We start from the raw sequence: 19,686 nt of genomic DNA, 5'->3' as shown, positions 1-19,686 counted from the left end.
GCGGGGAAGGGGCGGGTAAAACCCCGGACCGGGTCCAGCAACACCATCAGCCCGACCAGGTTGCTGGCCGAGGGCGGTGCCTCGGCCCCAGGCAGAGGCTGGAAGGCCAGGCCCGGCCAGAGCGCATCGGCGTGGGCAGGGTTCAGGGCTATGCATTCGGATGGGCTGCAATGGAGGGGGAGAAGGATTTGCTCGAGGGCCCCGTTCACCAGTTGCCGGGTCTCGGAATTGGCCCAAAGCAGCACCACAAGCAGCGGCAGGATTCGCAGATACAGCCGGGCTTGCTTGCCGGGGCGCACGAGCCGAATCATACCACTCCTTCAGAAAATGGCCCTCAGCACCAGAATTCCCATCATCAGGTGCAGCAGGAACTTACCTGCCATACCCCCCAGCATCCCCACGAAGGTGCCCCAAGCCGCCCGTAGCGCGGCGTCGGCGCTTTTGCCGCTGAGGCTCTCAGCCGCGAAAGCCCCCACCAGTGGCATCACGAACACCCCCAGCGGGGGCAGGATGAAGAGGCCGAGGATGCCCCCGATGAAGGCCCCCCACATTCCGGCCCGGCCCGCCCCGTAGCGCCGGGCGCCGATGAGGGCGGCCAGGTTATCCACCGCGAACACCGCCACCGTGATCAGCACCAGCCAGGTCCAACTCAGGCGGGATAGTTCGGAGAAGCCCACCAGCAACTCGTGCAGCAGGGCTCCGGCCAGGATGATGAGGGTAGCGGGCAGCACCGGCACGAAGGTGCCTGCCAGCCCGACGATCCAGACCAGCACGAACAGCCAGTCGGCGAAAACGTTCACGAAGCCCACATTAACATCCCTGGATGAGAGCGGTGCTCAAAGCGCCCCGGCCTCACCGGCCCAATTGGGGGTCCAATCTCCAAAGCCAACCTCCCCTCCCCAATAAACTGGGGCTCGAGGTTATGAAGCTTCAACGCCACTTCATCGCCGGGCTTTTGGCGCTGCTGCCCCTGAGTGTCACGGTGTACGTGCTGGCGTGGGTCTACAACTCCTCAGCCGGCATCATCACCACCCTGATGCACGTGGTGGGCCTTACCCCTCCTTCCTGGCTGCTGCCGCTGCTGCCGGTTGTCGGCATCCTGGCGATGCTGGCTTTGATCGTGCTGGTAGGCACTCTGGCCGGGAATTACGTGGGTAGGATGCTCCTGGCCGGCATTGACCGCAGCTTCAAGTCGATTCCCCTGATCCGGGAAGTCTACAACGCCGTCCAGCAGATCGCCCATACCCTGCTGGGTCAACCCGAGGTGCACTTCCAGCGGGCGGCGCTCATCGAGTACCCGCGCAAGGGGCTCTATACGCTGTGCTTCATCACCAGCGCCGAGGTCGGCAAAAGGCTGCCCTCCCTGCCCGAGGGCTACACGGTGGTGCTGGTGCCCACCTCGCCGGTCCCGGCCTCGGGCATGGCCATCATCGTGCCCACCGCCGAGGTCATCCCCCTCGAGATCAGCATCGAGGACGCGCTGAAGTACGTGGTTTCGGGGGGTTTCATCCTGCCCGAGCCCAAAGTCCGCAAGCTGCTCGAGCCCACCCAGCCGCCAGGGGGGTTGCAGGAGGCGGAAGGCTAAAGCTATGGGCCGCCGGCTTTCTGGCGCACTGGCGCACGCCCCGCACTTTCAGCGCAGGCCGGGAGGTTCAGGCTTGACCCAAAAGCCTTGTTCCTCGGCTTGTTTGAGGTAAGCACACAGGCTCTCGAGGTCCTTGAAGTAGATTACCTCGCCCTTTCCCTCGACAGGGCGCACCGAGGCCCGAACCTCTCCGGCTGGCCCGTGCCACAGGCGCAATTCCAGGGCGATGGCTTTGAAGCGCATTCCTTCCTCCTGCGAACGAATCTAGCAAGTGGGGCGTTATTTCGCCGTTACGAACGGCTGCATCGGGCAGGGGTTGTTTTCCGATACCTGGCCGCCTCGGGGGCGGAGGAGTGGGACATTTGCTGCTATAGAGCCGCTTAGCATGAGGCCATGAACACTACCCGAACCGGAAAAGCCCTGCGCCGAAGCGAAGTGGACAGGCTTTACCAGTCGCGGCTGTGTGACCTCGAGACCGCCGCGGCCATGGTGCAAAGCGGCTGGCGGGTCTTCGTCTCGGGGAACGCCGCTACCCCGACCCCGCTGCTCGAGGCCCTGGCCGCGCGCAAGGATGAGCTGAGCGACGTCGAGCTGATCCACGTGCTCCAGCTTGGCCCCGACCCCTTCTTGGCCCCCGAGATGGAAGGGCACTTCCGCCGCCGCTCGATGTTCGTGGGACCCGCCGACCGCGAGGCGGTCAACAGCGGTCGCGCCGACTACGTGCCGATCTCGCTACACCAGATCCCCTGGCTGTTCAAGCGCGGCCTGCTGCCCCTCGACGCAGCGCTGGTGCAGGTTTCGCCGCCCGACGAGTTCGGCTTCGTGAGCTTGGGCGTGGAGGTCATCGCCTCTAAGGCAGCCGTCGAGAACGCCCGCCAGGTGATCGCCCTGGTCAACCCCCGCATGCCCCGCACCCTGGGCGATACCTTCGTCCACGTCTCCCGCTTCGCGGCCTTCGTCGAGGTGGATCTGCCGCTGCCCCAGCTCGAGCGCGGCGGCTTTGGCGAGGTCGAGGCCAGAATCGGCAAGCACGTGGCCGATCTCATCGACGACGGCTGCACCTTGCAGATGGGCATTGGCGCTATCCCCGACGCGGTGCTGGCCAACCTCGAGGGCCGCAGGGATCTGGGCGTGCACACCGAGATGGTCTCGGACGGGGTGATGGAGGCGCTGGAGAGGGGCATCATCACCGGCAGCCGCAAGACGCTGCTGCCGGGCAAGGTGGTGGGCACCTTCGTGCTGGGTAGCGAGCGGCTGTATCGCTTCGTGCACAACAACCCCCTCTTCGAGATGCGGCCCGCCGATTTCGCCAACGATCCCTTCACCATCGCCCGCAACAGCCGCATGATCGCCATCAACTCCGCGCTCGAGATCGACATTACCGGCCAGGTCTGCGCCGACTCCATTGGCAGCACCATCTATTCGGGCTTCGGCGGCCAGCTCGACTTCATCCGGGGAGCGGCGGCCAGCGAGGGGGGCAAGCCCATCATCGCCCTGCCCTCTACAGGCAAGAAGGGGACGATTTCCCGTATCGTCCCGGTGCTCAAGACCGCTGCCGGGGTGGTCACCACCCGCGCCGACGTGCACTACGTCGTGACCGAGTACGGCGTGGCCGAACTCTTCGGGCGCAGCCTGCGGGAGAGGGCCATGGCGCTGATCAACATCGCCCATCCCGACTTCCGCGAGGAACTCACCAAGGCCGCCTGGGAGCGCAGGTTGCTGCCGAGAAGCTACGCGGGGGTGACCATCGCCCCTAATTCAGTATCCGATTCGCCCTGATCTGCGCCAGGACCTGCTCGAGCTGCTCCAGTGAGGCTTCGATCTGCTCGAAGCTCTGGGCGTAGCTCTCGATCACCTCGGGGTCGCTGAGGTAGGGGGCGCTGTTGCGGAAGACCTGCCAGCCTTCGCGGATTTGCGCGATGATCTGTTCTGCCCCCTCGGAAGCCGCCAGGAAATGCGCGAACTGAGGGCTTTGCTCGGCCCGCTCGAGCCGTGCTTCCTGGGCATCGACGATGGCTAAGAGGGCTTCGACGCGGGGGTTCAGGGCCATGCTGCTACCTTAGCAGAAGACCGGGCAAGGCGTGCCGAAAATGGACCCCCAGGGAGTGTGGCAGGGGGATATATCGGCTAAAATCACACCTTGACGCTGTTGGGGGTTGACCCTCGAGTCCCTTCCCCGAACCCTGTGCGCTATGCCTGATCCCCGCCCCAAGACCGAGTCAAATCCCTTTACCCACAACGTGCGGGTGGTGCTGGTGGGCACCCAGGAGCCCATGAACGTGGGCGCGGTGGCCCGCGCCATGCGCAACTTCGGCATGAGCGAGCTGTGGCTGGTGGCCCCGGAGCCCCGCGTGGTCGCCGACCTCGAGGCCCGCCCCAACTCCGATGCCTATCGCCTGGCCGTCCACGCCGATCCCATCCTCGACAACTTGCAGCGTGCCGAAACGGTGCTGGAGGCCGTGGGCGACTGCCAGTTGGTGCTGGCGACCACGGCGCGCTCCAGGGACATCCCTGTAGGCCGCCTAGCCGAGCCCAGGGAGGCCGCCCAAGCCGTGGCCCAGGTGGCCCAGCGGGGCAAAGTGGCCCTGCTCTTCGGGCGGGAAATGTACGGCCTCACCAACGAGGAGATGGATCAGGCCGGGCTCATCGTGCGCATCCCCACCGCTCCCGAGCAGCCCAGCCTGAACCTGGCCCAGGCCGTGCTGTTGCTGGCTTATGAGATCTTTGTGGCCACTGCCAATCCACCACCCCCTCCACCCGAGCGGCTGGCCGAGCGCGAGGCTCTCGAGCGCCTCTTCAAGGACCTGGAAAGCTACATCCTGGAGATCGGTTTCACCGACTCCAAGCGCTTTGGCTACGCCCGCCGTCGCCTGCGCCGTATCCTGCACAAGGCCGAACTGACCCCTGCCGAGGTGCAGATGTTGCGGGGCTTGCTGCATCAGAGCCGCTGGTATGCCAAGCATGGGCCGCGGGAGGGTTAAGGGCGTCGGTTGTGGCTAGCCCAGTAGCCAATGCGCCCTTTGTGGAGCAGGTCTCGCGCTTGCCCCCCTGGAATCGATCATGCTCTGAAGCCGCAACCGGCGCTTGAGCGGGCGGGTTTGGGGGGTCCAGGTTTTTTGGGTCGAATGGCGCTGACAGGCTCTGATAGGCTAGTACTTCAAGGGGGGAGAGCAGTGGAAAGCGGTGTAAGACGGTATCTGCGCCACGAATTTCACGTCGAAGGCCCACTCTCGCCCGGCAAGTTCGAAAGCGAGCTGGCCAAGCGCATCGGTAGCCCAAGCCGCCGAAGACCGATCCTGCAAGCCTGGAAGCGCTATCTGGCCGGGGGTGGCGTAGAGGCGGTGCGAAGTTTTTACGCTGAACTGCTGGCGCATCCCCGCGAGCGCCTGGAGGGAATGGTGTATGCCATGCACCTGCCCTTTCTGGAATTTTATGCCGAGAAGCTTCCGCCCCTGCTGGAGCACTCGGGCGCGGAGAGGGTGCTCGAGGTGGGGGCTTTTACCGGAGCCTTGCTGGGCTTGCTGCTTCGAGCCAGGCCAGACCTCGAGTGGCACGCTTTAGAGGGTGTGCCTGAGGCTGTTCGCCTCGGGCAGGAGCGCTTTCCCGGCGTAACCTGGCATCAGGGCTGGTTCGGCGAAGCGCCCCTGGACCTGCCCCAGGTGGACGCGGTTTTGTTGCTGTCGGTGCTGCCCGAGGGCTATCTGGGCGAGCTGCCGGGGCGGCTCGAGGCCGAAGCCTTCGACCGGCAGTTCCAGTTCTCGACGCGGCTCATGGCTCTGCAGGGGCTGCTGCGTCCGGGCGGCTTGCTGGTTTACGGTCACGGCCCCTTCCTGGGCAAGAACCCCGAGGGTGTGGGAGAGATCCTCGAGGGCCTGGGCTTCGGCGAGGTGGGGCGGGTGGGGGAGGGGGAGTATTGCCTGGTCACCGGGCGCATGCCCGAGCAACTCACGCGCCTGCGCCCAGACGAGAGTAGCGTCCCTGTCGCCCTGCTGGCTGAGCCTGTACAGCCCCCATCCGTGCAGGCCACCCCCGAGGAGCTGTGGCGGCTGCTCGAGGCCGAGGACTACGCCGAGGTCCTGCGGCGCAGCACCGAGGACAGCCGGGGCGAGGTGGCCTATCTGCGGGGGCGGGCGCTGTTCGCCTTGTCGCGCTTTGCCGAGGCCGAGAGCACCCTGGCGCTCGCGGACAGGCCCGAGGCCGAGGATCTGCGGGCTTTCTGCTGGGTCGAACTCGAGGACTACCGCCGGGCGCTGCCTCGGCTGGAGGCCCTGGCCAGCCGGGGCGGGCGTTACCGCTTCTACCTGGGCCGGGTCTACCTGGGGCTGGGGCGGCTGGCCGACGCGCTGCGGCAGTTGTTCGAAGCCGCTATCCCCGAGGCCGAGCTCTACCTCAAGATCGCCCTCGAGCGCATGGAGGAGCGCGCCGTGCGCTTGTCGCGCGAGGGGGACTGGAGCGAGGCCAGCCGCCGGGTGGAGTTCGTCGAAGACCTCTCGCCCCAGCTTCTGAGCCGGGGGCTGCTGCGGCTGGGCCTGCAGGCCAGCCTGAGCCAGGGGTTGTGGGCCAGGGCCCAGCGCTACGCCCAGCGGCTTTACGACCTGGGCGAGGCGGCGGGGGCGCTGGGGCTGGCGCTGGTGGGCTTGCGGGTGCGGGGGCCGGAGGGCCTGGAGAGCGTGCCCCTGGACGACCTCAAGGAGGTCGAGCCCTACCTCACCGACGCGGTAGCCCGCGCCGAGGAGCCCACCGCCCTGCTGGCGCTGGGCCTGCTGCGCCACCGCGAGGGGCGGCACCTGGAGGCTTTGCGCTACCTCGAGGCCGCCGCGCGCGAGGGGCAGGGTGAGTCCAAGGGCTTCGCCTACCACCTGCTGGCGCAGTCCAAGCAGGCCCTGGGCTACCCCATGACCGAGGTGCTGGGCGACCACAAGCGGGCCCATGCCCACCGGGCTTACGGGGTCGAAGAGCTCTTCGCCCTGGCCCAGCAGGCCTTCGAACAGGGCGAGACGGTGCTGGCGCGGGAGTTTCTGGCCCGTGTGCGCGATGGTGGCCTGGAGCACTTCCGGGGCGATCCCAGCGTGGTGCTGCGGCTGGTGGAGACCCTGGAGGGCCCCTGGGAGGCCTTCCGTCTGCTGGCCCGTTCGCTCGAGCGCACCCTCGACCCTCCGCTGGAGCTGCTCGAGCTAGCCTACCGCCTCTCGCGCGGCTTCAGCCAGAGCGAGGAGGCCCAGAACGTGCGGGGGCGCTACCTGGCCGCGCTCTACGACGCCGGGCAACAACTGGGGGCCGAGGCTTTGCTGCTGGCCGAACTCGCGCGCAACCCCGAGGCGCTGGAGGTGCTCTACGACCTGGCCGAGCACTACGAGCGCACCGGGGCCTATAAGAAGGCCACCGAGCAGTGGCGCAAAGCCCTCGAGGTCGCCTACTACTGGGAAAAAGACCTCGAGCTCTCCCGCGAGATCCTGCGCAACCTGCTCTTCCTCAACCCCACCGACCCCGAGCTGCAGCTCTACCTCGAGGAGCTCAAGGCCACCTCCAAGGCGGTGGCTAAGCTCGACGGGGTGCCCGACGCGCTGGCCGGAGCCACCCCCGACAGCCTGCTGAAGGAGGGTCTGCCCCGCTTCCACGGCGAGTACCTGCTGGTGGTGGGAGGGCACACCCAGCTCAGAAGCCGCATGGTCCCCTTCCTCGAGGCCCAGGGCCTCAAGGTCGACTGGTTCGACTCCGACGCCAACTCTGCCGGGCGTGAGGTGATCCGCCGCATCCACAGCCGCCTCGAGCGCGCCCACGGCATGATGATCATCTCCAGCTACGTCGGCCACGACCTCTCCGAGCCGGTGCGGCTGGAGGCCGAGAACCTGGGCGTGCCGGTCTACCTGACCCCAGGCCGCGCACGGGGCGTCACCGGCTTCCTGCGGGCTTTGGCCGAGTTCGCCCCTCAGCTCTTCAAGCGGGCCTTGCGCGGGGGCTGAGCGCTCGCTCCAAAAAACCGCTTGTGGCTGGAGTAGATAGCCCTTAGACTGCGGTCTAAGGAGGATTGGAATGCTTTCAGAAACACTGGTGGGCGACGTGCTCAGCCGGGCACGGTTGGGCGGAGCCGACTACGCCGAGCTGTACGTCGAGCGCTGGAGGCGGCGCAGCCTGCGGATGCTTTCGGGGGAGGTCAAGGAGGCTGCCAGTGGCCTCGAGTACGGCGCGGGGCTGCGGCTGATCTACGGCACCGAAGTGGTGTACGCCTACACCAACGACCTATCGGCTGAGAGCCTCCTGGAGCTGACCGAGACCCTGGTCAAGCTCAAGGGCAGGGTCGGGCAGGTGGACGCGCAGGGCCGGGGCGGGCTGGACTTCCGCAAGCAGGCGGCGCGGGGCCTGCACGCGCCCGAGGTGCCCCTGTCGGCTCGAGACCGGCGCTACCGGGTCGAGCGGCTCTTGGAGGCCGAGACGGCAGCCCGCGTGGCCCCCGAGATCAAGCAGGTGCAGACCCAGCTTCTGGAGTGGGAGCAGGAAGTGCTGGTGGCGACTTCGGAGGGGAGGTGGGTCGAGGACCGTCGGGTTCGCACCCGCTACGTGGTGACCGCCATCGCCCAGGGTGAGGGGGGGATGCAGACGGGCAGCTTTGGGCCGGGGCTGAGCGTGGGCCTCGAGCTCTTCGACCATCATCCCCCCAGCGTGGTGGGCCGCAAGGCCGGGGAACAGGCCATGACCAACCTGCGGGCCAAGCCTGCTCCGGCGGGCACCATGCCGGTGGTCATCGGCAACGCCTTCGGCGGGGTGATCTTCCACGAGGCGCTGGGACACCTGCTGGAGACCACCTCGGTGGCCAAGAAAGCCAGCGTGCTCTCCGATAAGCTGGGTGAAAAAGTAGCCAGCCCTTGCGTCACCTACATCGACGACGGCACCACCCCCCACGGCTGGGGCTCCTCCGAATTCGACGACGAGGGCCTGGCTACCGAGCGCACCGTGCTCATCGAGAACGGCGTGCTCAAGAGCTACATGGTCGATCGCTGGGGCGCTTTGCGAACCGGCCTGCGCCCCACGGGTTCCGGACGCCGCCAGGACTACACCTTCGCCCCCACCAGCCGCATGCGCAACACCTTCATCGCCCCCGGCGACACCCCAAAAGAGAAGCTCTTCGAGGGTATCGAGTACGGCCTCTACGCCAAGGACATGGGCGGGGGGCAGGTCAAGCCGGGCTCGGGAGAATACAACTTCGGGGTCAAGGAGGCTTACATCATCCGTCATGGCCGCATCGAGGAACCGGTGCGGGGGGCCATGCTGGTGGGCAAAGGCCCCGACAGCATCTCGAAGATCGTGGCCGTCTCCAGCGACCTCGAGACCGCCCCCGGCATGTGCGGCAGCCTTTCGGGGAGCCTGCCGGTGGAGGTGGGCCAACCCCACCTGCTGATCTCCGAGATCGTGGTGGGAGGTCAGGCCTGAACAGGGCTTGGGGTTTTCGGGCCCCTGCACTACGAAGGAGTCCCTTATGACCTTTGAACAAGCCAAGGATTACCTGCTGCAAAAAGCCCGCGCGATGGGCCTCGAGGCCGAGGTGCTGGCCACCGAGACCCGCGAGATGAGCCTCAGCGCCTTCGAGGGGCGGCTGGAGGAGATCACCCAGGCCACCCAGGGCGGCATTGGGGTGCGGGTGGTGGTGGAGGGCAAGGTGGGCTACGCCTACACCGAGGAGAAGACCCCCGAGGCCCTGGACTGGGTGATGCAGGAAGCCTACGAAAACGCCCTGCTCCAGGGCAGTGGCGGTGGGTTCATCCCGGCGGGTTCGGCGCTGGGACGCCACGACCTGCTGGGCGAGGGGCTCTCGGCTCCGCTGGAGGAGAAACAGGCCGCGGCTTTGGCGGTGGAGGCCACCCTGCGCCAGGACGCGCGGGTCAGGCAGGTGCCCCGTACCGCCTATCAGGAGCAGGAGGTCCAGGTGGTGCTGGGCTCGACCCAGGGAGCCAGCGGGGGCTACCGCACTGGGGTGAGCGTGCTGATGGGCTCGGCCATCCTCAGTGACGGTGGAGCCCCCAAGCAGAGCTGGAACGTGGATGTTGACCGCGAGTTCCACGCCCTCGAGCCCGGCAAAACCGCCCTGGAACTCATCGAGCGCACGGCTCGCCTGCTGGGGGCCCGGCCCCTCAAGACCGGGAAGTACCGCGCCTACTTCGAGCCCAAGGCCTTCGCCCAGCTCCTGGGCGTCATCAGCTTCATGTTCTCGGCCAAGAACGTGCTCGAGGGCAAGAGCCTGCTGGCGGGCAAGGTGGGGGAGAAGGTGGCCTCCGACCTCGTGACCGTCGTGGACGACCCCACCCTGCCGGGCGGCATCGCCTCACGCCCCTTCGACGCCGAGGGGACCCCGGCCCGCCGCTTGGTCATCATCGAAAAGGGTGTGCTCAAGAGCTTCGCCCACAACTCCGAAACCGCGCGGAAGATGGGGGTGGAGCCTACCGGCAACGCCCAGCGCGGCTACAAGGGTGTGCTGGGGGTGGGCCATTCCAACCTCTTCCTCGAGCCCGGTTCCGGGGTGCGGCTGGAGGACGGGATCGTCGTGACCGAGATGATGGGCCTCCACGCCGGGGCCAACCCCATCTCGGGCGACTTCAGCCTGCAGGCCCTGGGCCTCAAGCTCGAGGGGGGCGAAGTGGCCTACGCGGTGGAGAACTTCACCGTGGCCGGGAACCTGCTCGCGCTCTTGCAAAACGTCAGCGCGGTGGGGGAGAAGCTCGAGTGGGAATACTGGGGCATGGCCCTGGGGGCTCCCATGGTCGAGGTGGCCGAACTGTCGTTTGCGGGGGCGTAGGCAAAGCCGTCGGAGGCCAGAGGCGTACGCAAAACGCAAGCAGCTCTCAGCTATCGGCACTTCCGTAGGGCCGAGCCGGTGGCTCGGCTTTGCCGACGCGATAGCATTGAAGCATGAACCCCTACCTCGCCCGCATCATCGCCCTGCTGGGGAAGGATGATCCCTTGGCTTCCCTGGCGGCCACGCCCCAGCGGCTCGAGGAACTTCTGCCCCGGCTCGAGCCCGATAGGAGCTACGCTCCCGGCAAGTGGACTGCGCGCGAAATCCTGTGTCACCTGGCCGACACCGAGCTGGCCATGGGTTTTCGCTTCCGCCAGATCCTCGCGCAGGACAACCACACGGTACAGCCCTTCGACCAAGACGCCTGGGCCGCGCGCTACGGGGGTCTGCCCATGCGGCTGGCCTTCGAGACCTTCGAGGCTTTGCGGGCCTGGAACCTGGCCCTCTTGCGCGGCCTGAGTGAGGAAGACCTGGAGCGCACCTGCTACCACCCCGAGCGCGAGGAGTGGGAGAGCCTGCGCTTGCTGGTGCGCTTCCTGGCCGGGCACGACCTCAACCACCTAGGGCAACTCGAGGTCATCGCTTCGCAAAGCGCGCGAGGCTGAAAGGCTCGAGGCTCACCGCGCTTCGCCCTTCGGCGATCACCTGGGCGATGGCCTCGCCCAGCCCCGCCGAGTGCTTGAAGCCATGGCCGGAGCAGGGCGACACCACGAACACCCCCGGCAACTCGGGGTGCCAGTCCAGCACGAAGCCGCCGTCCGGGGTGGAGGTATAGAGGCAGGCGGCAGTGCGGGTGCAGCGCGGCCCCAGGGCGCGCAGGCGGGGAGCGACGTGGTGGCGGTAGATGAAGCCGATCTGCTCGCTCGAGACCGTGTGCTCCACCTGGTCGGGGTCGCTCTCCCGACTGAACTGCTCGCCTGCCAGCTTGACCCCGGCGGAGCCCTGGAGCATGGGGAAGCCGTAGAAGTGTCCGTCCTCGCCGGGGCCGTGCAGCCAGATGAAGACGGGGAAGCGCTCTGGGGCGTACAGGGCAGGGTCTTCGGGCTCGAACCAGTAGAGCACCTGGCGGTGGACCCGGAAGGCCTCGAGCGGCAGGAACTCCCGCACCCAGGCTCCGGCGCTGAGCACTACGCGGCCCACTGCGTAGCGCGCGCGGCTGGTGTGAACGGTCAGGCCGCCAGGGGTGGGCTCGAGGCGCAGTACCCGTTCCCCCGTGAACACCCCAGCCCCCATCCGCCGGGCCAGGGTTAGCTGGACCTCGATGCACTTTTCGGGGAGCACGAAACCTGCTCCCGGCTCGTAGTAACCCTGCTCATCGCCTTGCAGGATGAGCTGGGGAAAGCGCTCGGCTATCTGCTCAGCCGAAAGCACCTCGTGCGCGATGCCGAACTGTCGGGCGGTGGCGACGGTGGTGCCCAGGAAGTCGGGCTTGGCGTGGTGGCGGCCCTCCGCGCGCTCGCCCGCGAGGATCAAGCCGCCCACGGCGTGCAGTAGGCACTCGCCACTTTGGGCCTCCAGTTCGCGCCAGATGGCGTGGGAGCGCAGCACCAGCGGGACGTATTCTGCCCCCTCGCCGATGGCCTGCCGGGTGATGCGGGTTTCGCCGTGGCTGCTTCCCCGGTCGTGCGGGGGGTCGAAACGGTCGATCCCGATGGCCTTCATCCCGCGCCTGGCGAGCTGGTACAGGGCGGCGCTGCCCATCGCGCCCAGCCCGATCACGGCGACGTCAGCGGTGGTCATGAAGCGTATTTTGACAGGAAGCCCTCGAGCCGCGCCTTCACCTCGGGCCACTCCTCGAGCAGGAGGCTGTACACGGCACTATGACGGATACCCCCGTCGGCGGCGGGCAGGTGAGCCCGCAGGATCCCGTCGAGCCTGGCCCCCAGGCGCTCGATGGCCCGGCGCGAGCGCTGGTTGCGGGCATCGGTCTTGAGGGTTACCCGCCGCACTCCCCAGACCTCGAAAGCGTGAGCGAGCTGCAACAGCTTGGCCTCGGTGTTGACGCCGCTACGCTGGGCCTGGGGAGCCAGCCAGGTCCAGCCGATCTCCACCGCGTCGGGGAGGCCGGGGCGGGCCAGCGGACTGCCGGCGGGCCACTTCCAGTGCTCGAAGTTGGCGAAGCGGGTGCTGCCCACGACCTGCCCGCAACGCCTGTCCACGGTTATGAAGGGCACCGCATTGCCCCGGGCCTGTTCATCGAGGGCACTCTGGATGTAGACCTGCATGCCCTCGGCGCTGCGCGGCACGGTGGTGAAGGGATAGGCCTCGGCCTGAGCGAGCTCGAGCAGCACTGGCAGGTGGGCCAGGGTGAGGGGCTCCAGCCGCACCAACCGTCCCTCCAGGGTGATCGGGCGGGTGATGGCCGGGTTCACCGGGCCCTCCACACCATCTCGTTGCTGGCCCTGAAGCCCAGCCCCTCGTAGATCCTGCGCCCGGCTTCCGAGGCGTGCAGGGCGACGCTGTGAACCCCGCGCTCCTGGCAGTGCTCGAGCGCCTGCTGCACCGGCGCTTTGGCTAGGCCCCGGCCCCGGTGCTCGGGCTCGGTGGAGACGTTGAGCAAGTAGCCGCGCAGGGTCTGCAGGCTATCGGCTCGAGGAGGCCACTCCAGGAACATCAGGCCCGCCCCGGCCACCACCCCTTCCCCTTGCGCGGCCAGGAAGCCCGTGTAGTAACCGCTTTCCAGCGAGCGCCGGACCCAGGGGATGAAGGCTTGGATGGCTTCCTCCATCGCCTCGTCGGGGTGGCCCATGTCCACGAACATGCGGCGGCGGTGGGCGATGCGCTCGGCGTCTTCAGGGGTAGCCCGGCGGAAAGCGTACATCAGCGCTCCTCGAGGTCGGCCAGCATCCGGCGGGCGATGCCCTGCTCGGCGGGGTTGGGGCTGTGGCTCAGGGCTTCGGCCACCCGGCGCCGGTCGGTGGCTGGGCGGTTCTGCGAGAGCTTGAACTTGCCCTCCAGCCGGGTGATCTCAATCTCGAAGGCCACGATGCCCCTGATCATGCCCTCGAGGTAGCTCGGCGGCAGCGTGTCCATGTCCCAGACCCGCTCGTACTGCTGCACCAGCCGGTGCAAGAGCGCTTTAACGGCTTGGGGCTCCTCCACCAGCCGCGCCTTGCCGTAGGCGTGCACCGTCACGTAGTTCCAGGTGGGCACGCTGGGGTGTTTCTCGTACCAGGTGGGGGAGATGTAGCTGTGGTCGCCCTGGAAGATCACCAGCACCTCGGGGTTGGCCTCGAGGCTGCTCCACTGGGGGTTGGCGCGGGCCATGTGGGCCTCGAGGCGGCTGTGCTCCGCGTCGAGCACGAAGGGCAGGTGGGTGGCGAAGGGCAGCCCCTCGTGCACGCTGACCAGGGTAGCGAAGCCGAACTGCCGCATCAGCTCGTGCAGCAGGGCAGGCTCCTCCACGCGGAAGTAACTGGGCAGGTACATGCCTTTGAGGCTAAAGCCTGATTGGACTCACCGGAAGAGCCAATCATACGTGCTACACTGGAGCCAATGTTGAGCCTGCCCGGTTTCCGACCCCAGGGCGAAAGCCCTCTGTACCGCCAGCTCTACGACTACCTGCGCGAGGGCATCCTCAAGGGGCAGTTGGCCCCCGGCACCCGCCTGCCCCCCACCCGCGACCTCTCCCGCGAGCTGGGGCTCTCGCGCAACACCGTGGTCAGCGCCTTCGAGCAGCTGCTGGCCGAGGGTTACCTCGAGGCCCGCGTGGGCGACGGCACCTACGTGGCCCGTACCCTTCCGGGCCAGTGGGAAGTCCGGCCCCTGCCCGAGGGGCCCAGCAGGGACGGGCGGCGGCTCTCCCGACGCGGGGAGGAGCTGGCCCGCACGCCCGTCACCCTGCGGCGCAAGCGGGGGAGCGGGGCCTTCCGCGCCGGCCTGCCCGACTTCCGGGCCTTTCCCATGAAGCTGTGGGCCCGGCTCGAGGCCCGCCACTGGAAGCTGGCTCCCGACGAACTGCTCAACTACAGCGACCCGGCGGGCTACTATCCCCTGCGCGAGTCGGTCGCCGCCTACCTGCAGACCTCGCGTGGCGTGGTCTGCACCCCTGAGCAGGTCATCATCACCACCGGCTCGCAGCAGGGGCTCGACCTGGCGGCCCGCCTCCTGCTGGACCCCGGCGACGCGGTGTGGGTCGAAGATCCCGGCTACCTGGGGGCTCGCGGGGCCTTCCTGGCGGCTGGGGCACGGGTGGTGGCGGTGAGCGTGGACCGGGAGGGCCTGGACGTGGCGGCGGGATGGCGGCTCGAGCCCAGAGCCCGGCTGGCCTACGTGACCCCCTCCCACCAGTACCCTCTGGGCGTGACCCTGAGCCTCAGGCGGCGACTGGAACTGCTGGAGTGGGCTTCCGAGCAATCAGCCTGGATCGTGGAGGACGACTACGACAGCGAGTACCGCTACCGGGGCCGCCCGCTGGCGGCCTTGCAGGGCCTCGACCGCGAGGGCCGGGTGATCTACGTGGGTACCTTCTCCAAGGTGATGATGCCGGGTCTGCGGCTGGGCTACCTGGTGGTTCCGCCCGATCTCGTCGAGGCTTTCGCCGCGGGGCGGGCCCTGATGGACCGCCACCCGCCGGGGCCGGTGCAGGCGGTGCTGGCCGAGTTCATCCGCGAGGGACACTTCGTGCGCCACATCAAGCGCACCCGGGGGCTCTACGCCGAGCGCCAGCAGGTGCTGCTCGAGGCCTTAGAGCGCCACTTTGGCGGCTGGCTCGAGGTCCACCGGGCCGACGCGGGGCTGCACCTGGCGGCCTGGCTGCCCCAGGGGGTCGATGACCAAGAGGCTTCCCGCCTGGCCGCCGAGCAGGGCATCGAGGCCCTACCGCTTTCGGCCTACAGCCTGGCTAAGCTCCCCCGCGGCGGCCTCATGCTGGGCTACGCGGCCTTCACCCCTGCCGAGCTCGAGGAGGGCGTGGCGACCCTGCGCGAGGCCCTGACCCCGCTCATGCGGACGATCCCCTAACGGGCTGGCGCCCATGCACCATGAAGTAAACCTTCACGCTCGCGCTTGTCCTCAGGAGCCACTTACCCCACGGACTCGAGCCCTGCTTCGAACACACCTTGTGATGAGAGAACTCTAAGTCATCCTGGCAACTTCTCATGAGAAAAGCGCCTACCTTGCGAACATGGAACACATGGATCAGCCCCTCATCCTGATCATCGAGGACGAGAAAGACATCGCTCGTTTCATCGAACTCGAGCTGCAGGCCGAGGGCTACCGCACCGAGGTGGCTTACGACGGTGTGACGGGGCTTTCGCGTTTTCGCGAGGTCAACCCCAACCTGGTGATCCTCGATCTGATGCTTCCCGTGGTGGACGGGCTCGAGGTGGCCCGCCGCATCCGCAAGACCTCCAACATTCCCATTCTCATCCTCACCGCCAAGGACCGCGTGGAGGACAAGGTCGAAGGGCTCGACGCCGGAGCCGACGACTACCTGGCCAAGCCTTTTTCCATCGAGGAACTGCTGGCCCGTATCCGCGCCCACCTGCGCCGGGTGACGCCCGCCATCACCGGAGAAATCCGGGTGGCCGACCTGATCATCAACCTCGAGGGCCGTGAGGTCTTCCGCGCCGGGCGGCGCATCGAGTTCTCCAACAAGGAGTTCGAGCTGCTCGAGCTGCTGGCCAAGAGCCCCGGCAAGGTCTTCAGCCGCTTCGAGATCGAGGAGAAAGTCTGGCCCGGCTACCAGGGTGGCTCCAACGTGGTCGACGTGTACATCGGCTACCTACGCAAGAAGCTCGAGGGCCCCAACGAGCGCCGGCTGATCCATACCGTGCGCGGGGTGGGCTACGTGCTGCGTGAGGATTGAGGTCAGTACCCCAAACGCCGAACGCCTGACACCCTTTCTCTACCCCCTTAACGAGGGCCAGGGGGGATCGAACCTCGAGCCCTCGAGCCACGACGCTACCGGGCTATGGGCCATCAGCCGTTGGTGACCGTTGGACCGTTGAGTGTCTCACCAAGCTTTGGGCGTTTAGCGTTTAGGGTGAGGCGTCGGGCATCCTTATGACTCTGCGCACCCGCATCACCCTGCTCACCCAGGCCATCCTGGTGTCCTCGCTGCTGGTGCTGGGCGTCATCGTCTATGTGACCTTGCGGAGCTACCTGTTCTCCGGCATCCGGCCCGAACTCGAGGCCGCCCTCTCCCAGATCGAGTCCAGCCTGTCCGACCCCGACCCCCTGATCCGGCAGGAGGCCCTGACCCGCATCTCGCCCAACCTCTACGCCCAGCTCGTGGTGGTCATCGGAGAGCCCGAAGCGCCGGGCCCCGAGACCATCATCTCCTTGCTGAGGAGCCCCAACATGGGCAGCCACAACTTCTCGGTGCTGACCTCTGGCCTGTACCGGGTATGGCGGGGGGAGACGATTTACCAAAGAGCCTCGATCTCCCGCGATAATCTGCCTTCGCTGAACGTTCAGATCGTCGCCAAGCGGCTGAAGGCCGAGCTCTTGGGTGGCGTCCGGGATCTGATCGTGGTGGTGGGGAGGCCGCTGGACTCGGTGAACCTGGTGCTGTCGCGCTGGCTTCAGGTCTACAGCGTGATGGCCGTGCTGGTGCTGCTGCTGGCGGCGTTGCTGGCCCAGCGGCTGGTGCGGCGCACCCTCGAGCCCTTGGAGTGGGTGGCCCGCAAGGCCGAGGCGGTGAGCCAGCGGCCCGAGGCCCTGCCCGAGCCCGAAGGCCGCGACGAGGTGGCCGCGCTGATCCGCTCGCTCAACCGTATGATGGCGCGTCTGGAGGGCACCTGGCAGGCCCAGACCCAGTTCGTGGCCGATGCCTCGCACGAGCTGCGCACCCCCATCACCGCCATTCTGGGTCACGTGAACTTCCTGCTACGCCGCACCCCGCTCACCGAGCAGCAGCGGGAGAGCCTGGAGGTGATCGCACGCGAGAGCGAGCGCATGAAAAAGCTCGTCAGCGACCTCCTGGAGCTCTCCAAGAGCGGAAGCTGGAAGATCCAGATGGGGCCGGTGCACGTGCTTACCCTGCTCGAGCAGATCCAGGAGGACTACGCCAGGAGCTTCGAGGGTCGCATCGAACTCGAGGCCCCGGAAAGGCTGTGGGTGCAGGGCGATCCTGAGCGACTGCATCAGGTGCTCGCCAACCTGGTGTCTAACGCCATCAAGGCCAGAGCCACCAGGGTACGGCTGGTGGCCCGCGACGTTTCGGCGGGGGTGGTGATCCGGGTGGAGGACAACGGCGAGGGCATTCCCGCCGAACACCTCTCCAACCTCTTCGAGCGCTTCTACCGGGTAGACAAGGCCCGCGACCGCGAGCGCGGCGGCACGGGGTTGGGGCTGGCCATCGTGAAGAACATCGTCGAGGCCCACGGCGGACGGGTGTGGGTGGAGAGCACGGTGGGCAAGGGTACGACCTTCAGCGTTTCCTTAATGCGCGCAACCGCTCCGCAGCCTCAGTTGCACTGATCTCGCCCTTTTCCAGCATCCCCAGGATCTCCTGCTTCTCCTCGGGGCTGGGGCCGGGGGGCGGCACTTCCTCGTACTCGTAGCCCAGGGTCTTGAGCAAGTTCTCGAAGCGGGCCCGCACGGTGGGGTAGGAGAGCCCCAGGATGCGCTCGACCTCCTTGAGGTTGCCGCGCACCTTGACGAACAGGCGCAGGAACTCGAGGTGCTCGCCAGGCAGTTGGGCGAATTCGTTGGGCTGGAACTCTCCCCTGACCTCGGCGCGGCACTGGGGGTTGGAGCAGATCAGGCCCGACACCCGCAAAGGGCTCTGGCAGGCGGGGCACTGCGTGGGGACGGGATAGATTCTCATGGGGTCACCTTTCTGAGCCTTTGGAGGGCGGAGGGCCGGATACCGCTCACCACTGTCCGATCTTGACCCGCACCGGGCCGCGGAAGCCTCCCAGGGGCGAGCCGCTCACCTGGAAGCGGGCGATGTCCTGTACCTCGAGGTCCACGACGGTAAAGGGCCCCTGGCGGCGGATCAGGCGCAGACCCGCGCGGGCTTGCTCGAGGTAATACCCCGCCTCCCGGCTCCAGCGCCCGGCGATGGCCTCGGCCAGATAGACCAGGCCCTCCAGCACCAGCGTGGGGATGAACACGAAGATGGGGATGGGGATCATGGGCACCCGCATGAAAACGTAGAGGAAACGGGGGAGGAGCCGTTGGGGGGTCAGCACCGGATCATTTTGGCTCGAGCGGGAGGCGGGGAGGGCGGTCATGGGCGGCTCCAAGGGCTCAGATCACCTCGATGACCACCCGCATGGTGCCTTTGAGCGGGCTGCGCTGGCCCTCGTCGCCGGTGAACTGGGCCATGTCCTGGATCTCCACGTCCACAAGGCGGCCTTCGGGCAGGTCGCCCTTGAGCATGTCGAGGATGCCCGCTACGTCGATGCCCTGGGCGCTCATGGCCTGCTTGGCTTCCGGGGGAATGAAGCTGGCGGCGAATTTGGCCAGCGAGACCGGCACGTTGACGTTGACTTTGATGCCCTCGCCATTGACCGAGATGCGCAGCATTTTGGCGATACCCTTGGCCAGGGGCGCGGGCGGGGCTGGGGGCACCGCCACTGCTACCGTGCCGGGGGTGCGGGGGCTCGCGGCTTGAGGCTCGATGGCCTCGAGCAGCCGCACGGCCTCCTCGACCGAGATCTTGCCTTCCTTGACCATGTCCATGATTCGGCGCTTGTCTTCCATAAGGTGTCTCCCTTGACGCTCAGGTCAGCAGGTTGAGGCTGCCCATCTTGACCTGGAGCTCGAGCTTGGCCTTGCCCTGACCCTCGAGGAGATGGAAGCTCTCACGCTTGCCGGGCATGCCCCGGGTCTTGTCCATGCGGTGTTTACCACTGCTCTCGAGGTGCCCCATGACCACGTCGCCCGTGATCTCATAATCCGAGCCGGGCAGCAGGCGCAGGGTGGCGTTGCCCGCCTTGACCTGGACCCGGTGCTGGCCCCCGGTCAGCCGCAACTCGGCCTCGAGGTTGCCGGCCTTCACCTCGGCGTCGATGCCGCCCAGGTTGTGAGCTAAAAGGTTGCCGGCCTTTACCTCGGCCCGCAAGTAGGGGAGATCGCTGGCGACCAACGTCCCTGCCGTTAGCTCGACCTGCAGGCCCATCCCGCCGGGCAGTGTGACAATCACCGGGCGCTCGTGAAGATGCCACTCACCCCCACGCCAGCCTTTGGGGCCTTTGTAACGGGCCTCTAGGTAGTAATCGGTGCCCTTGGCGCGGAGCTCCGCCTCACCCACGAGACTGGGCTCACGCAGGTTAGGATCGAGGCGCACCTCGAGGTTGCGGTCACTCACCTCAGCCCGTAACCAGCGCGTGGGCTGGCCGAGGGAGGGGCGGGGCGGCGG

Annotated in this window: 22 protein-coding genes; 10 read left to right on the top strand and 12 right to left on the bottom strand. The window is 67.3% G+C overall.

Translation table 11 applies throughout. The features are described 5' to 3' along the window. Positions 1-311: hypothetical protein (locus tag Mrose_RS14560; RefSeq protein ID WP_147371675.1), on the bottom strand; the 311-nt coding region annotated here is incomplete at its 3' end. A gap of 9 nt (positions 312-320) precedes the next feature. Then, the gene (locus Mrose_RS14555) at positions 321-800 is read right to left on the bottom strand and encodes a DUF456 domain-containing protein (RefSeq protein ID WP_119279478.1); all 480 of its coding nucleotides are present in this window, start codon (positions 798-800) and stop codon (positions 321-323) included. Between the two features lie 122 nt (positions 801-922). Here Mrose_RS14555 and Mrose_RS14550 point away from each other — a divergent pair, with 122 nt between their 5' ends. Then, complete coding sequence (locus tag Mrose_RS14550) at positions 923-1,585, top strand: DUF502 domain-containing protein (RefSeq protein ID WP_119279474.1); 663 nt, start codon at positions 923-925, stop codon at positions 1,583-1,585. Between the two features lie 48 nt (positions 1,586-1,633). Here the strand turns inward: Mrose_RS14550 and Mrose_RS14545 are convergent, their stop codons facing one another. Then, on the bottom strand, positions 1,634-1,828 hold the full coding sequence (locus tag Mrose_RS14545; protein WP_119279472.1) for a hypothetical protein: 195 nt from the start codon (positions 1,826-1,828) through the stop codon (positions 1,634-1,636). A 150-nt stretch (positions 1,829-1,978) separates the two neighbouring features. On the opposite strand from Mrose_RS14545, the gene Mrose_RS14540 reads away from it, so the two are divergent. Next, positions 1,979-3,364 carry an acetyl-CoA hydrolase/transferase family protein gene (locus Mrose_RS14540; RefSeq protein WP_119279470.1) on the top strand — a complete coding sequence of 462 codons (1,386 nt, stop codon included), beginning with the start codon at positions 1,979-1,981 and terminating at the stop codon, positions 3,362-3,364. Here the strand turns inward: Mrose_RS14540 and Mrose_RS14535 are convergent. Then, a complete protein-coding gene (locus Mrose_RS14535; RefSeq protein WP_119279468.1) occupies positions 3,339-3,635 on the bottom strand; it encodes a hypothetical protein in 297 nt (98 codons plus the stop codon). The genes Mrose_RS14540 and Mrose_RS14535 overlap by 26 nt on opposite strands. A gap of 142 nt (positions 3,636-3,777) precedes the next feature. Here Mrose_RS14535 and Mrose_RS14530 point away from each other — a divergent pair, with 142 nt between their 5' ends. The 5 genes from Mrose_RS14530 (at position 3,778) to Mrose_RS14510 (ending at position 10,978) form a co-directional block, all read left to right on the top strand. Further along, a complete protein-coding gene (locus Mrose_RS14530) occupies positions 3,778-4,566 on the top strand; it encodes an RNA methyltransferase (RefSeq protein ID WP_119279466.1) in 789 nt (262 codons plus the stop codon). A 192-nt stretch (positions 4,567-4,758) separates the two neighbouring features. Further along, positions 4,759-7,548, top strand: coding sequence for a tetratricopeptide repeat protein (locus Mrose_RS14525; protein WP_119279464.1), 2,790 nt, complete (start codon positions 4,759-4,761; stop codon positions 7,546-7,548). A gap of 70 nt (positions 7,549-7,618) precedes the next feature. Continuing rightward, positions 7,619-9,013, top strand: a complete 1,395-nt coding sequence (locus Mrose_RS14520) for a TldD/PmbA family protein (protein WP_119279462.1) — start codon at positions 7,619-7,621, stop codon at positions 9,011-9,013. Positions 9,014-9,059: 46 nt separating this feature from the next. Beyond that, the gene (locus Mrose_RS14515; protein WP_119279460.1) at positions 9,060-10,373 is read left to right on the top strand and encodes a TldD/PmbA family protein; all 1,314 of its coding nucleotides are present in this window, start codon (positions 9,060-9,062) and stop codon (positions 10,371-10,373) included. Positions 10,374-10,486: 113 nt separating this feature from the next. Beyond that, the gene (locus tag Mrose_RS14510; RefSeq protein WP_119279458.1) at positions 10,487-10,978 is read left to right on the top strand and encodes a DinB family protein; all 492 of its coding nucleotides are present in this window, start codon (positions 10,487-10,489) and stop codon (positions 10,976-10,978) included. On the opposite strand, the gene solA is transcribed toward Mrose_RS14510, so the two are convergent. Genes solA through Mrose_RS14490 form a run of 4 tightly spaced genes read right to left on the bottom strand, consistent with a single transcriptional unit; the run spans position 10,950 to position 13,802 of the window. After that, complete coding sequence (gene solA, locus Mrose_RS14505) at positions 10,950-12,113, bottom strand: N-methyl-L-tryptophan oxidase (RefSeq protein WP_119279456.1); 1,164 nt, start codon at positions 12,111-12,113, stop codon at positions 10,950-10,952. The genes Mrose_RS14510 and solA overlap by 29 nt on opposite strands. Next, positions 12,110-12,745: a GNAT family N-acetyltransferase gene (locus tag Mrose_RS14500; RefSeq protein WP_119279476.1), complete on the bottom strand. Its 636-nt coding sequence runs from the start codon at positions 12,743-12,745 to the stop codon at positions 12,110-12,112. Before Mrose_RS14500 ends, solA begins: the two co-directional genes overlap by 4 nt. Beyond that, on the bottom strand, positions 12,742-13,194 hold the full coding sequence (locus Mrose_RS14495) for a GNAT family N-acetyltransferase (protein ID WP_119279454.1): 453 nt from the start codon (positions 13,192-13,194) through the stop codon (positions 12,742-12,744). Before Mrose_RS14495 ends, Mrose_RS14500 begins: the two co-directional genes overlap by 4 nt. Beyond that, a complete protein-coding gene (locus tag Mrose_RS14490; protein ID WP_119279452.1) occupies positions 13,194-13,802 on the bottom strand; it encodes an FMN-binding negative transcriptional regulator in 609 nt (202 codons plus the stop codon). The genes Mrose_RS14495 and Mrose_RS14490 overlap by 1 nt, the downstream gene beginning before the upstream one ends. A gap of 66 nt (positions 13,803-13,868) precedes the next feature. Between Mrose_RS14490 and pdxR the strand changes: the two genes are divergently transcribed. From pdxR to Mrose_RS14475, 3 genes are all read left to right on the top strand, one after another. Beyond that, on the top strand, positions 13,869-15,335 hold the full coding sequence (gene pdxR / locus Mrose_RS14485; protein WP_119279450.1) for a MocR-like pyridoxine biosynthesis transcription factor PdxR: 1,467 nt from the start codon (positions 13,869-13,871) through the stop codon (positions 15,333-15,335). A gap of 172 nt (positions 15,336-15,507) precedes the next feature. Beyond that, the gene (locus Mrose_RS14480) at positions 15,508-16,182 is read left to right on the top strand and encodes a response regulator transcription factor (protein WP_018465226.1); all 675 of its coding nucleotides are present in this window, start codon (positions 15,508-15,510) and stop codon (positions 16,180-16,182) included. 197 nt (positions 16,183-16,379) lie between these two features. Next, positions 16,380-17,798 (top strand): sensor histidine kinase, encoded by a 1,419-nt coding sequence (locus Mrose_RS14475; protein WP_119279448.1) that lies wholly within the window; start codon positions 16,380-16,382, stop codon positions 17,796-17,798. Here Mrose_RS14475 and Mrose_RS14470 read toward each other — a convergent pair. The 4 genes from Mrose_RS14470 to Mrose_RS14455 form a co-directional block, all read right to left on the bottom strand. Beyond that, the gene (locus Mrose_RS14470; RefSeq protein WP_119279446.1) at positions 17,749-18,147 is read right to left on the bottom strand and encodes a DUF2089 domain-containing protein; all 399 of its coding nucleotides are present in this window, start codon (positions 18,145-18,147) and stop codon (positions 17,749-17,751) included. The two genes, Mrose_RS14475 and Mrose_RS14470, sit on opposite strands and share 50 nt — an antisense overlap. A 46-nt stretch (positions 18,148-18,193) precedes the next feature. Then, positions 18,194-18,556 carry a hypothetical protein gene (locus Mrose_RS14465; RefSeq protein ID WP_147371674.1) on the bottom strand — a complete coding sequence of 121 codons (363 nt, stop codon included), beginning with the start codon at positions 18,554-18,556 and terminating at the stop codon, positions 18,194-18,196. Positions 18,557-18,572: 16 nt separating this feature from the next. Then, a complete protein-coding gene (locus Mrose_RS14460; RefSeq protein WP_119279442.1) occupies positions 18,573-19,028 on the bottom strand; it encodes an SHOCT-like domain-containing protein in 456 nt (151 codons plus the stop codon). A 19-nt stretch (positions 19,029-19,047) separates the two neighbouring features. Further along, on the bottom strand, positions 19,048-19,686 hold a 639-nt coding region (locus tag Mrose_RS14455), incomplete at its 5' end, for a DUF4097 family beta strand repeat-containing protein (protein WP_119279440.1).

This window comes from Calidithermus roseus (assembly GCF_003574095.1).
GTDB classification, from domain to species: Bacteria; Deinococcota; Deinococci; order Deinococcales; family Thermaceae; genus Calidithermus; species Calidithermus roseus.
This window is presented reverse-complemented; position numbering and strand designations above follow the sequence as displayed.

Excerpts from the sequence above, each read along its gene's own strand:
- Mrose_RS14465 (WP_147371674.1), bottom strand. The coding sequence starts at position 18,556 with ATGACCGCCCTCCCCGCCTCCCGCTCGAGCCAAAATGATCCGGTGCTG.
- Mrose_RS14520 (WP_119279462.1), top strand. The coding sequence starts at position 7,619 with ATGCTTTCAGAAACACTGGTGGGCGACGTGCTCAGCCGGGCACGGTTG.
- pdxR (WP_119279450.1), top strand. The coding sequence starts at position 13,869 with ATGTTGAGCCTGCCCGGTTTCCGACCCCAGGGCGAAAGCCCTCTGTAC.
- Mrose_RS14510 (WP_119279458.1), top strand. The coding sequence starts at position 10,487 with ATGAACCCCTACCTCGCCCGCATCATCGCCCTGCTGGGGAAGGATGAT.
- Mrose_RS14475 (WP_119279448.1), top strand. The coding sequence starts at position 16,380 with ATGACTCTGCGCACCCGCATCACCCTGCTCACCCAGGCCATCCTGGTG.
- Mrose_RS14545 (WP_119279472.1), bottom strand. The coding sequence starts at position 1,828 with ATGCGCTTCAAAGCCATCGCCCTGGAATTGCGCCTGTGGCACGGGCCA.
- Mrose_RS14535 (WP_119279468.1), bottom strand. The coding sequence starts at position 3,635 with ATGGCCCTGAACCCCCGCGTCGAAGCCCTCTTAGCCATCGTCGATGCC.
- Mrose_RS14495 (WP_119279454.1), bottom strand. The coding sequence starts at position 13,194 with ATGTACGCTTTCCGCCGGGCTACCCCTGAAGACGCCGAGCGCATCGCC.
- Mrose_RS14515 (WP_119279460.1), top strand. The coding sequence starts at position 9,060 with ATGACCTTTGAACAAGCCAAGGATTACCTGCTGCAAAAAGCCCGCGCG.
- Mrose_RS14470 (WP_119279446.1), bottom strand. The coding sequence starts at position 18,147 with ATGAGAATCTATCCCGTCCCCACGCAGTGCCCCGCCTGCCAGAGCCCT.
- solA (WP_119279456.1), bottom strand. The coding sequence starts at position 12,113 with ATGACCACCGCTGACGTCGCCGTGATCGGGCTGGGCGCGATGGGCAGC.
- Mrose_RS14460 (WP_119279442.1), bottom strand. The coding sequence starts at position 19,028 with ATGGAAGACAAGCGCCGAATCATGGACATGGTCAAGGAAGGCAAGATC.
- Mrose_RS14540 (WP_119279470.1), top strand. The coding sequence starts at position 1,979 with ATGAACACTACCCGAACCGGAAAAGCCCTGCGCCGAAGCGAAGTGGAC.
- Mrose_RS14550 (WP_119279474.1), top strand. The coding sequence starts at position 923 with ATGAAGCTTCAACGCCACTTCATCGCCGGGCTTTTGGCGCTGCTGCCC.
- Mrose_RS14530 (WP_119279466.1), top strand. The coding sequence starts at position 3,778 with ATGCCTGATCCCCGCCCCAAGACCGAGTCAAATCCCTTTACCCACAAC.
- Mrose_RS14490 (WP_119279452.1), bottom strand. The coding sequence starts at position 13,802 with ATGTACCTGCCCAGTTACTTCCGCGTGGAGGAGCCTGCCCTGCTGCAC.
- Mrose_RS14480 (WP_018465226.1), top strand. The coding sequence starts at position 15,508 with ATGGATCAGCCCCTCATCCTGATCATCGAGGACGAGAAAGACATCGCT.